Source organism: Planktotalea sp., from assembly GCF_050633725.1.
In the GTDB taxonomy this organism is placed as follows: domain Bacteria; phylum Pseudomonadota; class Alphaproteobacteria; order Rhodobacterales; family Rhodobacteraceae; genus Planktotalea.
Genome location: NZ_JBOEHB010000040.1, coordinates 40,339 through 52,585 on the forward strand (window position 1 = coordinate 40,339; position 12,247 = coordinate 52,585).

A 12,247-nucleotide genomic window follows, 5' to 3' on the forward strand; every position below is an offset into this window, starting at 1 on the left:
TTGTGATCCTCACCAAAAACGAAGAGCGCCATATCACCCGCGCGCTTGCCTCCGTCAAAGAGATCGCAGATCGCTGCCTTGTTGTGGACAGCGGCTCTTGCGATCATACCGTCAGCTTGGCGAAACAGGCAGGCGCAGACGTTCTTGAAAATCCGTGGATCAACTACGCCACGCAATTCAACTGGGCGCTTGATCATCTGCCCAAAGGCACCGAATGGGTTCTGCGTCTTGATGCAGACGAAATCGTCACACCTGAACTTGCGCGCGAAATCAATGATCAATTGGCAAGCTTTGGGGAAGCGACGACAGGAGTTTATGTCTCGCGCCGCATGACCTTCCTAGGGCGCGCGATTCGCTGGGGCGGGGTCTTTCCAATCCGCGTATTGCGCCTGTTTCGTGCAGGGCAGGGGCGCTGTGAAAATCGCTGGATGGACGAGCATATTCAAGTCACAGGCACGACCGCCGAACTTCACGGCGAAATCATCGACGACAATCAAAACCCGCTGACATGGTGGGTGAGCAAACACAACGACTACGCAAATCGCGAAGTTGTGGACCTGCTGAACCTCGAACATGGCTTTATGCCCCACGAAACCGTCGCAGATCTGAAAGGCAGGCAACAAGCAGGGGTCAAACGCTGGCTAAAAGAAAAAGTCTACGCGCGTTTGCCCGGTGGCTTCCGCGCCTTTGTCTATTTCTTCTATCGCTACATTGTTCGGCTCGGTTTTCTCGACGGCAAAGAGGGCACCGCCTTTCATGTGCTACAGGGCTTTTGGTATCGCTACCTCGTGGACATGAAGTTGCACGAAACAAAGACCTACATGAAAACGCAAAATGTGGATGCGCTCACTGCAATCCGCGACGTATTGCAGATCGACGTAAAGCCGCATGAATAGCCGCTACTGACTGACGACGAACTTCAAAACGCGATGAAGTACTAACTTCAGCACCAAACCCACAAAGAGCGGCACCAGAATCGCATGGGTCAGCACCCGCGCCCAGAACGACCAAACGAGCGAGCCCGCCGCCTCTACCTTTTGCGTAAGATCATTTGAAAGGTGATCAAAAGCAGAAAGCGCCGTGCCTTTCTTTACCCATTCCTTCGCTGATGACGCATCCGTTGCACGCTCGACTATATCGCTATGCAGCGCCGCCAGCCCTTCGCGGGTGGAGGTATGTAGCGCATGGGTTATCTCTAGTGAACTCCACGCGGAAATCTGAATGCTGTAGGGCACGATGATATAGGTGAAGAGAAACAAAGCGATGGCGATGAAAGCCACGTCTTCCAATAGCGCGGTCAGTTTCGCCTCTGCGCCCATACCGCGCGCGATCAGCAACAGGCCAAGACCAATCATCGCGAAGGCAAAGATCGTCCCGCTTACCGCATTGGAAATCGCGAGCAAAAAAGTCAGCACCTCAAAGGCCGCAGTAGACAGCACAAGCGCATCAACCCCTTGATTCAAAAGCAAACCAAGCGAATGTATCGCATGCCCGACACTCACGTTTGCAGAAGCGACAAAGTTAAATCCAAGCTCTACGCTAGAGACCACATCAACAACCGCCAAAATCGCGCCAAGCGTTGCCAGCTCTTTCACCGCGCCAGCTTGGACCGATTGAATATAGGCTTGGTTGCTCTCGTTTAGCTGTTGCCCGCCAAGAAATTGCGCCAACGGATCCAACACACCGGTGAACCAAACAAGCCCGACTACAAAGAGGGCGATGCCTAGTATCAACTGCATCCCGATCTCGATTTCGCGTGCAACATCGTTTTCAGTTTTCAGCAGGCTCATGTTTTATTTGCTCCGCATATGGAATTGGCAAGCGCGTCGTAGGAGGCTGCAACGTCGAGATCGACCAAACCTTTGATCCCCGCTATGCGCCCTTTTTCGGAGTGCTGCCAAAAGGTCCAGGCAGGCGCAGTTTTCGGGGGTTTCGGCACGCTGCTATATTCAGCCAACCAAAACGGATAACCCGCTAAATCTGCCCCGAGATGCGCGCGCCAAAAAGCGGGGCTGGCATAAACGACGGGTTTGCAGCCCGTTGCCGCCTCGACGTGGTTAAGCCAGACAAGCACGCTGGCTTTGTAACTCGCGCTTTCGCTAGAATTTGGCGCTATCTCCAGATCAAGCGCAGGGAGCAAATCGCCCTGCGTATCCCCCACCGTTTTTAGGAAATGCTCGGCTTGCGTTTTGGGGTCATCATTCGGGCGATAGAAATGATAGGCACCAAAGGGCACGCCTTGTTTCGCCGCCCCCGCACGATGACGGGCAAAGCTTTTGTCGACATAGCTATTGCCCTCACTTGCCTTGGAATAGGCAAAGGCAAGACCATCCGCCTTGGCCTTGGCCCAATCGACAGTCGACTGATAATGCGAAAGATCTACGCCCTTGGGTTGGCCAGTCTTATGCGTCTGCACGTTGGTTGCCGGGGCTTGCGCAGCCGTTCGCGCCGCTTGCGTTGTCACAGCCTTGGCTTCGTGATCTGCGACACTCACCAAAGCGGGGCGGGTCACAACAAGCGCCCCAACGGCGATAGCCACAACAGCAATAAGCACTTTGCTTGGATCAAGACTCTTGTGAAGCACGCCGACCCCCTAACAGGAAAATTGAAGATGAAATCGAATGACTAACAGCGCACTGGGTAAAAATGCTTAAAGTTGTTTTTAAGATACCTCAAATAACCTAAGCGTGTATAGAAAATTCTCACATGCGCGGCAAAACCAGCTATCTCGCACGGGTAATCAACTCGTATCCAAAATGCGCTAACAGTGATTGATGCGGCTCCATTAGCGCGTTGATCGCCTCTAACTGCGCCTGCGTAAGGCGGCTGATCTGCTCATCATTCATGTTGCGCAAACGCTCGTTATAATCGTGTTTCACCAACAGCTTTTGATCAAGGTTCAGCTCTTTGATTTCAGGCACATGGGCTTTGATCTGATCTGCAATTCTAATCGGCTCCGCACACATATCTTCATAGGTGAAAAAAGTGCTGATCCCCCTGTAGCGCCTCTGGTTCTCGCGCTGCATCTCCAAGCACGCCAGAATATGGCGCGTCGCAATATGCAAAAGCGCATCCAGATCAGTCGTTCCCGGACCGCGCCGCCGCACGATAGCTTCAATCACCGCATAAGGATTGCGCACCATGATCAAAAAACGCGTGTTCGCAAAATTTTGTTTCAGCATTTCGGCATAGGCCAGAAACGGCGGCGCCTTCGTAAAGAAAACCCGCGCATCCGCGCTATGTGCCTGCGCTTGGAAATACCAGGTTTTCTTATTCTGCGACCAATTGAAAATAGCAGGATCAACAATTCGATCCAACGACGCCTTGTCAGCCGCCCAAATCAACGCGTTGTCCCTTTGGGTAATCGGTCCAACAAAGCCAAGCGCATGCTGCCCCTCTCGCGACAAGGACCAAATATTAGGCGATGTACCCATCGCTTTTGAAAGATAGGTCGAGCCGCTATTATTCGGGCAAAGCAAAAACAAATTGCAAGAAAGCTGTTGGCCCATATTGGTCTGGGCACCAAAGAACGTAACAGGTGAAGCAGCCATATGGTTCATGCCAAGCCTTTTCCGGTGCGTATTTTAAGAGAAACGGAAACCAGAAATGCGCGGCTGAAGAAGCCTGCATCAGAACTTGTATGCTACATCTAACATACGTCTTTAAATTGCATCGTGCAATCTTTGCGCGTTTGAAAAATTAAAATACACCATTATCGTGTTAGAACAGGCCTTGCACATAGGCAGTGAACAGCACATGGATTACCCTGCAAACTATGCCGCAAGGCAGGGGAAGAGGGACCATGCACGATCCTGAGCCGTTAAAAATCTCTGTTGTGACAGCCGTTTACAATCGCGCGCACACGATTGGTGAAGCCATTCAGTCAGTGCAAGATCAAACCTATTCCAACATCGATCATGTCATTCAGGATGGCGGCTCAACCGATGAAACGTTGAATGTCATCTCAGCATTAAACGAGCCGCGGATCGCCCTGCAAAGCGCTGCGGACGGAGGCATCTACGACGCCATTAACAAAGGCATGGCGCGCGCAACGGGGGATGTTGTCGGCCTCATGCACTCCGATGATATCTTTGCCGACGCCACAATTTTGGAACAGGTCGCAAAAGCCTTTGAAGATCCCACAATCGCGTGCGTTTACGGAGATCTGCAATATGTCAGCGCCGATGATACAACGCGCGTTATCCGCCATTGGGAGTCAGGCAATTTCCAACGCAGCGCAATGAAACGCGGGTGGATGCCACCACATCCGACCTTTTACATTCGGCGCAGGGTTTTGGAGCAGCTTGGAGATTACGATACGTCCTATCAAATCGCCGCCGATTATGATGCCATGCTACGCTGGCTTTGGCGCGCTGAAATCAAACCCGCTTATATTCCACACGTCATGGTCAAAATGCGGGTTGGCGGCGAAAGCAATCGCTCGCTCGGGCGCATTCTAAGGAAAAGCCGCGAGGACTACCGCGCGCTCAAATCCAACGGCGTAGGCGGTCTCGGTGCGCTGTTTTTCAAGAATGCCAGAAAAATCAATCAATTCAGAATTTGAAACTAAACATCTCGCCCACAATTGGCTAAGTGTATCGGGTCAGCTTCTAGCTGTGCGATCAGCTTGATACGCGCACAAGTATCTGACATCGTTTTGTAGATTTCATTTAGGCTTGAGAACACTATGACAACGACGCGTGACCAAGAAAACACCGACGCGTCGCCCGCGCGCGCAGGCAAAGCGCGCCAGAATGTCGACTACACCCCTCCTATGTCTCAAAAAACCGGCTCAGATGACGAAGTTGACCTGTTTGGCATCATAGGCACGCTCTGGCGCGGCAAGTGGACCATACTTGCGCTCGCTCTCATCGCGGGCCTGTTAGGCGGCTACTATGCCTTCAACGGGACCACCGCCAAATATTCAACGACCGCGCGGCTTGCTTTGCAGCTACGCGATCAAAACGTTGTTGATTTGGAAAGCGTTGTTTCTGGCACATCGAAAAATCGCGCAGCAATCAACACAGAACTTGAAATTATCCGCTCGCGTGGGTTGCTCGAAAAAGTCGTTACAGAACTGAACCTAACAGCTGATCCTGAATTCAACGGCTATCTGCGTGAGCCCTCCAGATTTTCGCGGAAGTCTATCAGGGCATTTCTATCCGACTATTTGCCAATCAAAAAACCTGCAAAAAGGCCGCTACCAAACGCTGAGCGAGCGAAAACAGGTGCCGTTAACAGATTGCGCGGCGCTGTGACTGTTTCTTCTCAACGAAACACCTATTTGATTAGCCTTTCTGTAAAGACGGAAGATCCGAACAAATCAGCCCTGATCGCCAACACATTGGCAAAAACCCACATCGCCGAACAAATCGCGACTAAATTTTCAGCGACAGAATTCGCCACCAACTGGCTGTCAGAGCGCGTGCTTGAGCTCGAGCTTGAATTGAAATCCAAAGAAAGCGCAATCAAAGACCTTCAGGCCGAAACGGACCTGATCAGCCTGGAAGCACTTGGCGTTCTGAATGCGCGCACCAAGGACATGCGCGAACGTGTTTCGGCGGCGCAAATTTCGCTGGTCAATGCGCGCGAAGAACTTGCCAGATTGGAAGACCTCGCTGAAAGCCAAGACATCGACGCGATCTTGGCAGAGGCGACTGACATTACGCTCAACCGCCTCGCAGCCGGCGCACGCGGTGATGATGAAACCGCTAAACGCGCTTTCTTTACCCGCTTTGAGCGGATCTTGGTACGCGAGCGGGCAAATACAGAGCGGCAAGAAACCCAGCTCAGCGCGCTTGAAGACTCCTTTACGCGTTTACAAGCCCAAGTCGCCGTTCAAGCGGAAGATCTGGTGCGCCTGAACCAACTTATCCGAGAAGCCGACGCAACCCGCGTTTTGTATGAAACCTTCCTGACCCGCCTAAAAGAAACCTCTGTTCAGATTGGCCTGCAACAAGCGGACACAAGGATTTTGTCAGAGGCGATCAAAGGCCGTCTGGTCGAGCCACGTAAAAGCCGGATCGTAATGACCTGGCTTCTTTTGGGTGCCTTTATTGGCACAAGCATCGTCTTGCTTCGCCAGTTTATGCACAACGGATTTCGCACCGCCGAAGATCTGGAACAAACAACCGGCTATACCGTGCTGGGACAAATCCCGCGTATGCCTATTCGCAAGCGCCGCGCCTTGGTGGATTATCTACACAACAAACCCACGTCAGCCGCCTCTGAATCGATCCGCAATCTAAGAACCTCGATCTTGCTTGCCGATGTAGACAACCCGCCGAAAGTTATCATGTTGACCTCCTCCATTCCGGGAGAAGGCAAAACCACCCAAGCCATCGCATTATCTGCCAACTTGTCAGGTCTTGGGAAAAAGGTGCTATTGATCGAAGGCGACATCCGCCGCCGCACCCTGAGCCAATATTTTGCGTCACAGGGCGAGAGCGATTTAATTGACGTGCTCTCTGGCGAGAAAGAGCTAAAAGACGCAATTCTTCATGATGAAACCTTGAACATTGACGTGCTTATGGGCGGCAAACCTTCAATCAACGCTGCTGATTTGTTCTCTTCCGAGAAATTCAAAGCGTTTATAACCCTTGCCCGTTCAACCTATGACTACGTGCTCATCGACACGCCGCCTGTGCTCGTGGTGCCTGACGCTCGCGTGATTGCCGATCAAGCCGACGCAATCATCTACGCGGTCAAATGGGACGACACAGGCAAGTCATTGGTTGTCGACGGCCTGCGCCAATTCTCAACTGTTGGATTGCGCGTTGATGGGCTTGTGCTGTCGCAGATTGATTCCCGTCGCATGAAAAACTACGGCTATGGTGGCAAATACGGTACGTATTCGAACTATGGCAAGGGCTACTACGACATCTAAATTGCCCCGCTTAAGGCGCGCCAAACAAAAGACCCACGCAAATGCGTGGGCCTCTAAACTTTGATACGTTTTGTAGCGACGGTTTAATCTGTGCTTGAAGTGTTTTTCTTGTTCGCGCCCAACGCGCCAACAATGCCAACCGCGACAATGCCCAACCCGAGTGTTGTGCCCAAATTAGCAAGCGCTGGCGCTGGAGGGGTCGGTGTCGTGTTCCCGGCAAGGCAAGCATCCGCAGTAGCATTCGCAGGGTTCGAGCAATCAAGAAACACGTTTTGCGCAGAAACGGATGACGCAACACTTGCAATCACAGCGGCGCAGGCAAATTTTTTCAAATACATCAGGGTCTCCTAAACAAATTTAAGTCTCTTTAGCACAAACGCCGAATTTTGAATAGTCAAACTTCGCGCATAGGTAGAGTTCGATCAATTCACCGCCGCGTTAGATACATTCAACAAAGACGGCAAGATTTGATCAATCGCACGGTTCCACTTGGTGATTGGCTGCTGGGCAACAAAAACCACGTCATTTGGGCGCATCTCAAACTGTGTGCTAAGGGCAAAGTTTGCAGCATTCTGCGCATTCAGATGCCACGCAGTGACGGCGCCAAACTCACGCGGATCTTGCGAGGCGCGCAGAACGTAGATCTGCGAAATATCCCCTGTTGGGCCAAGAATACCGCCAGCAGTATCAAACATCGCATCCGCAAGACTTGCGCGGCGATCATAGGGCAACGCGAAACGCGATTGCTGCCCGACTTCGCCCGTCAAATAAACATAGTCCCGCGTGTCAGAGCCTAGCTCAATTCGGCTCGTGTAGTTGCTGCGCGCCTCAGCCAGCGCAGCGCGACGCAAGCCCACCTCTGTTTGCAGCTCGCTCAACGCAGCTTGCCGCGCGAGTCGACGTTCACCAAGCAGTGTAATCTGCTGGGCGAAATAACTTTCGGCTTGGCTCAGCTCGTATTGGGTATCCACAAAGACTGAATCGCCATGGATAAGACGCGTGTTCAGCAAATCAGAACGCTCATAAAGTTTTGCCAATGGAATCTGGTAAAGCGTTCCACCGCGATAAATGCGAACTGATGCAAAATCCTGATCCTGAACCGTCACACCACCAGCCGCGGCCAAGGCTTCGGACAACACCAAAGGCGTAAGCGAAATTGGCAAAACCGCAGGGCTTGCAACTGCGCCACCCACAGAAACGCGGCGCGAATTAAACTGGGAAATTTCCAAGCTGAACGTTGGATCAAACTGGTTTTCCACCAAGCGCTGGAACAGTTCCGCCTCGGCATCTTCAATCGTCATGTTGGCAATCCGAACACGGCCAACATTAGGAATATTCACCGCCCCATCATCTTGAACCGTATAGCCCTGACGCGAATTCTGCGCCGCCAAAAGACCCGTCAGCTCTTCGATCGAGCCGCCAGAGTTTGGCGTCGACAGCAAAACAACATCGCCAATTCCGATTTCATAAGGACCAACAGACACCGCTGGAGGCGCGTTCATGGCCAACGCGCGGGGGCGCGTTTCTGGATCTACCGTAATATCTGGCAAAGCGCCAGCGCCGCGCAGGCCAGAACCACCACCAGCCGTCATCGAAAACACCGCAGGCAGGGTTTTTGGTTGATACGGGGAGCGGTTCGCTTGGATAACCGTTTCGCCATTTAGCTTAACCACCCGAACATTCGTTCCGTCATCAACACCTGGCACAACTGAAGACGAGCGATAAACAGCGCTACATCCAACAGCGACTGATAAAGCGGCGAGTAAAATAAGATTTCTAATTGTCACATCCCCCGATGGCGCTCGTATAGATCAGTTCACAAGCCGCGTCGATATCGACCCGACAAAGGGGCCGACCCATTGCCGTGACTGTACGATTTGGCGGCTCGAAACATCGACCCAATAAATATTCGCAAATTTCTGGTCCAAACTACTACACTCTTCACGAACCACGCGCACAGCTGCATGGCCTGAATGGGTCTCTGACGTCGCATCTATCTGGCAGCGATAGGTGCGCGTTACAGCTTGGTCATTTCCGTTGAGATAGGTGTGGAAACGATCCGACCAGCCTGACGTCAGCCCGAGAACATGCGCCAAAGGCTGGCTAAGCTCCGAGGCCAGCAACCCCTCACCCATGCCCCGCGTTCCATGCAGCATGCCGTTTTGCAGGATGAGCTGCGAGCCATCACCGCTCAGCCAATATTCATACCCGTCCTTGCGCGCCTCAAGCAAAACCAAACCCTTGGTCTTTTTGCGAATGTTCCCCACCTCAAGCCTTGGCGCATTGGCGCGCAACAACGCCTGAACGCGCGGCGGCGTTTTCGCGGGAGCCAGCGCAGCCGCGACTTGCCCAAAGGAGGAATCGTCTCTGCCCTCTGAGGTACAGGCAGCGAGGAATACTGCGCAAAGCGTTATGAAGTGCCAGACTTTCATCGGTAAAACCGCCCCCAGCCATCGCTTAGATTACGCGCGCGATAATCACGCACATCCCCATAAAGACGGTTGCTCACATTCACACGCGCCCCACCATCTCGCAGCACGGGTTGAATAAGCTGCGTCGTCGATTTGCGCGAGGGTTTGCCAGAGAGCCACGACAAAGGCACTGTAACGCGAATACCCTTGTCAAAGGAACCTTCGCCAAAATCACTAAATGGGACGTCGGTCAGCGTGACATAGCCGCCAACCTTAAAGCCGTTGTTAAACTCGCGATCAATGCTAAGCGTCGCGCCATAATCTCCGGCCAGATAACGTCCGACATCCAACTGCGTGGTAAACCCGTTGTCAAAGTCATAGTAGGCCGAAACATGGCCCGTCAGGACTTCGTAATTTTGCAGGCCAAACAGCATGTTGAAATCACGCTGCTTCACATAATTTAGCTCAACCCCAAGCGCCAAGCGGCTGTTGTTGGGATACCATAGCAGCTCGCCCGACACGCCAGCATACATGTCTTCGAGATAGCCAACTGTTGTGCGTCCAAACAGGTTTGCACCTGGTCGAAACACATATTCCGCCGTCAATTCATTGATTTCCAAGTCCGATTGCTTTGCATACAGCACGGCATCAGAGCGCACGCGCTGGATAACCGAATTGGACAAGCGCGTTGCATCAGCAATATTTCCCGCAAACGGATAGCGCGCGATGCCGGAAAACGTCAGCCCGGGCGTTGGCTGATAAGACGCGCTGAGCTGCACCCCTAAATCAAGGCGCACGGGGCTATCGGGATCGAAAAACGAAAACTCCGTATAGGGCCCCAGTCCAAAGGTGAACTTTGGAAACGCTTCTGGCACTTCGCCATCGCGCGTCATTCTGGGCGCATCTTCGATCTTGGCGCGCGCAAGCGATTTCCACGAACCATCGTAATCTTCTGCCAGTTGCTCCACATCGCTACGCTGCAATGTCACCGAAGTCATCGCAACGCCGCGCGTCTGAAAGGTGATGACAAAGGTTTCCACATTTGCAGGCAACACCGCCGCCATAGCGCGCGCGGCGCGACCGGCGGCCTGGGCTTCGACGTCCCAGCGATTGTTTTCCAGCCGAACAGTGGCGCGCGACCCGCTTGATGTGAAACCTTGCAGCGCCATTCCGTCATCAGCCAACAAACGCGTCAGGCTTTTACGTGCCTGCTTTTTAACGCTCGGCTGGTCGAGATCATAAACCGACAGCACCGCCTCCCCGCGCGAGCGCATGGGCAATGGGGCTTTCTCAGAGCCCCCCGGAATGCGCCGCCGCGCCGGATTAAAGTTGTAGGTGTACTGAACGCCAACCTCTTTGCCACCGATCACAAAAGCCCGCAGGTTTGATCCGCTCTTAAAGCTGTAGTTCAAGCCAACGTTAAACGGGCTATTGATGCCGATCACACCGCGCTGAACCTGAAAATCGTAAGCGTCGGAAGAATATTCCAGCTGAAAACTCAATCGCTTTGTCGCTTGATACTCAATCCCACCAAAGACCGCCGCAGGCCCACGAAACCACGCGCCGAAATCAGGGCGACCTGCAAGCGCATGCCCCCCCAAACTATCGGACGGGCGCGTATCAAAGCTGCTGTTTATGCGGCTTAGCGGATTGGAAAACGTGCCATGCTGGGCCAAACGCCCCCAGCCCATGCCGCCCGTGACCTTTAAACGGTTTCCGAACGTCTTGGTCGCAACAATGTATTCACTAGCCGCGATCCCCGTTCCGCCAAAATCGCGCAAGCCAATTGCGAGAGAGGGGCGATGGGCCGTCTCTGTCATGAACTGGTATTGAAGATCAAAACTGCGGTCGTATAGATTGCCGGACGGGATCGAGAAACCTTCAAGTATGCTGTAACGAAAGCTACCCGTGAGGCGCGGCAAGATCTGAAAGGTCAACGTATTGCGCGAGATCTTGGCAAATCTATTCGTCGTTAGGGCCAAATGACCATCAGGCAGCGCTTCGGCTGTTGGAATATCAACCAAACCTGGCGTACCGTAGGTCGATAGCGTTTGGGCAAACGCCATGTTAGAACTCGCAACGAAAACAAGCGCGCTCAATGCTGAAAATTTGCCAAGAACCATTCTCGCCCCAGAGCCCTAAGTAATCGCCATCCAACCCGCCAATTAAGAGACGTCACGAATGCGCATCAAAACACGCCCTAATTGTCTTCCACCTTGGGCTCGCACGTGCAACATACGTGTAATCTACTGGCGAGGGTAGCTAGAAAATGCTGAAAAAACTACTTCGCTCGCTGACTCCGCAGCGCTCTGTTTCGTTTGATGCAAAACCCATCGCTCCGTTCATTGCGATCGGGGATATTCATGGCCGCCTGGACCTTCTGAGCAAGCTTTTGTCAGAGGCTCCCAAGGTCCAAATCGTGCTTGTCGGTGACTACGTGGATCGCGGCGATGATAGCGCTGGCGTTCTACGCCTGCTTTCGACGCGCCCCGATCTCATTTGCCTCTCTGGCAACCATGAAGAACTGATGCTCAAATTCATCGACGCACCGCAAACCCACGGCTCGCATTGGCTACGTTATGGAGGTCTGCAAACGCTGGCGAGCTACGGCATCGCGGGCATGACCGAGACCAGCAGCCCCGAAGCCATGAGCGAGGCGCGTGACGCGCTGCTTAGCGCGATGGGAGAGGATATGCTGAACTGGCTCAGAGCCCGCCCAACCCATTGGCAATCAGGCAATGTCGCTGTCGTTCATGCCGGTGCAGACCCCAAAATTCCTGTCACAGAGCAAAGCTATAGAACCCTTCATTGGGGCCATCCCGATTTCAGGAAATCGCCGCGAAACGATGGCGTGCTTGTTGTCCATGGGCACACCATCGTCGATGCCCCGCAAAACACAAACGGCCGCATTTCTATTGACACAGGGGCCTATGCGACAGGGCGACTGTCC

At 53.1% G+C, this 12,247-nt stretch carries 11 protein-coding genes; 4 read left to right on the top strand and 7 right to left on the bottom strand.

Annotated elements, in window-relative coordinates; all coding sequences use genetic code 11:
• The first annotated feature begins 2 nt into the window (after positions 1–2).
• Positions 3–896 carry a glycosyltransferase family 2 protein gene (locus ACRBCU_RS19000; RefSeq protein ID WP_431366970.1) on the top strand — a complete coding sequence of 298 codons (894 nt, stop codon included), beginning with the start codon at positions 3–5 and terminating at the stop codon, positions 894–896.
• 3 nt (positions 897–899) lie between these two features.
• Here ACRBCU_RS19000 and ACRBCU_RS19005 read toward each other — a convergent pair whose 3' ends face one another.
• The 3 genes from ACRBCU_RS19005 to ACRBCU_RS19015 all read right to left on the bottom strand — a co-directional run bounded on the left by ACRBCU_RS19005 (position 900) and on the right by ACRBCU_RS19015 (position 3,560).
• Positions 900–1,790 (bottom strand): hypothetical protein, encoded by an 891-nt coding sequence (locus ACRBCU_RS19005; protein ID WP_431366971.1) that lies wholly within the window; start codon positions 1,788–1,790, stop codon positions 900–902.
• Positions 1,787–2,584, bottom strand: coding sequence for a glycoside hydrolase family 25 protein (locus ACRBCU_RS19010; protein ID WP_431366972.1), 798 nt, complete (start codon positions 2,582–2,584; stop codon positions 1,787–1,789). The genes ACRBCU_RS19005 and ACRBCU_RS19010 overlap by 4 nt, the downstream gene beginning before the upstream one ends.
• Before the next feature lie 139 nt (positions 2,585–2,723).
• Positions 2,724–3,560, bottom strand: coding sequence for a sulfotransferase (locus ACRBCU_RS19015; RefSeq protein ID WP_431366973.1), 837 nt, complete (start codon positions 3,558–3,560; stop codon positions 2,724–2,726).
• 242 nt (positions 3,561–3,802) lie between these two features.
• On the opposite strand from ACRBCU_RS19015, the gene ACRBCU_RS19020 reads away from it, so the two are divergent.
• Both ACRBCU_RS19020 and ACRBCU_RS19025 read left to right on the top strand, forming a co-directional pair.
• Positions 3,803–4,564, top strand: coding sequence for a glycosyltransferase family 2 protein (locus tag ACRBCU_RS19020; RefSeq protein ID WP_431366974.1), 762 nt, complete (start codon positions 3,803–3,805; stop codon positions 4,562–4,564).
• A gap of 123 nt (positions 4,565–4,687) precedes the next feature.
• Positions 4,688–6,886: a GumC family protein gene (locus ACRBCU_RS19025; RefSeq protein ID WP_431366975.1), complete on the top strand. Its 2,199-nt coding sequence runs from the start codon at positions 4,688–4,690 to the stop codon at positions 6,884–6,886.
• Between the two features lie 83 nt (positions 6,887–6,969).
• On the opposite strand, the gene ACRBCU_RS19030 is transcribed toward ACRBCU_RS19025, so the two are convergent.
• The 4 genes from ACRBCU_RS19030 to ACRBCU_RS19045 all read right to left on the bottom strand — a co-directional run bounded on the left by ACRBCU_RS19030 (position 6,970) and on the right by ACRBCU_RS19045 (position 11,363).
• Positions 6,970–7,224 carry a hypothetical protein gene (locus tag ACRBCU_RS19030; RefSeq protein WP_431366976.1) on the bottom strand — a complete coding sequence of 85 codons (255 nt, stop codon included), beginning with the start codon at positions 7,222–7,224 and terminating at the stop codon, positions 6,970–6,972.
• A gap of 84 nt (positions 7,225–7,308) precedes the next feature.
• Positions 7,309–8,673: a polysaccharide biosynthesis/export family protein gene (locus ACRBCU_RS19035; protein ID WP_431366977.1), complete on the bottom strand. Its 1,365-nt coding sequence runs from the start codon at positions 8,671–8,673 to the stop codon at positions 7,309–7,311.
• Positions 8,674–8,697: 24 nt separating this feature from the next.
• Complete coding sequence (locus ACRBCU_RS19040; RefSeq protein WP_431366978.1) at positions 8,698–9,318, bottom strand: YjbF family lipoprotein; 621 nt, start codon at positions 9,316–9,318, stop codon at positions 8,698–8,700.
• Positions 9,315–11,363 carry a YjbH domain-containing protein gene (locus ACRBCU_RS19045; protein WP_431366979.1) on the bottom strand — a complete coding sequence of 683 codons (2,049 nt, stop codon included), beginning with the start codon at positions 11,361–11,363 and terminating at the stop codon, positions 9,315–9,317. Before ACRBCU_RS19045 ends, ACRBCU_RS19040 begins: the two co-directional genes overlap by 4 nt.
• Before the next feature lie 203 nt (positions 11,364–11,566).
• Between ACRBCU_RS19045 and ACRBCU_RS19050 the strand changes: the two genes are divergently transcribed.
• Positions 11,567–12,247: metallophosphoesterase (locus tag ACRBCU_RS19050; RefSeq protein WP_431366980.1), on the top strand; the 681-nt coding region annotated here is incomplete at its 3' end.

What these genes read in the sequence shown, in the direction of transcription:
- ACRBCU_RS19005 (WP_431366971.1), bottom strand. Translation starts at nt 1,790, where the DNA reads ATGAGCCTGCTGAAAACTGAAAACGATGTTGCACGCGAAATCGAGATC.
- ACRBCU_RS19015 (WP_431366973.1), bottom strand. Translation starts at nt 3,560, where the DNA reads ATGAACCATATGGCTGCTTCACCTGTTACGTTCTTTGGTGCCCAGACC.
- ACRBCU_RS19020 (WP_431366974.1), top strand. Translation starts at nt 3,803, where the DNA reads ATGCACGATCCTGAGCCGTTAAAAATCTCTGTTGTGACAGCCGTTTAC.
- ACRBCU_RS19025 (WP_431366975.1), top strand. Translation starts at nt 4,688, where the DNA reads ATGACAACGACGCGTGACCAAGAAAACACCGACGCGTCGCCCGCGCGC.
- ACRBCU_RS19030 (WP_431366976.1), bottom strand. Translation starts at nt 7,224, where the DNA reads ATGTATTTGAAAAAATTTGCCTGCGCCGCTGTGATTGCAAGTGTTGCG.
- ACRBCU_RS19040 (WP_431366978.1), bottom strand. Translation starts at nt 9,318, where the DNA reads ATGAAAGTCTGGCACTTCATAACGCTTTGCGCAGTATTCCTCGCTGCC.
- ACRBCU_RS19045 (WP_431366979.1), bottom strand. Translation starts at nt 11,363, where the DNA reads ATGGCGTTTGCCCAAACGCTATCGACCTACGGTACGCCAGGTTTGGTT.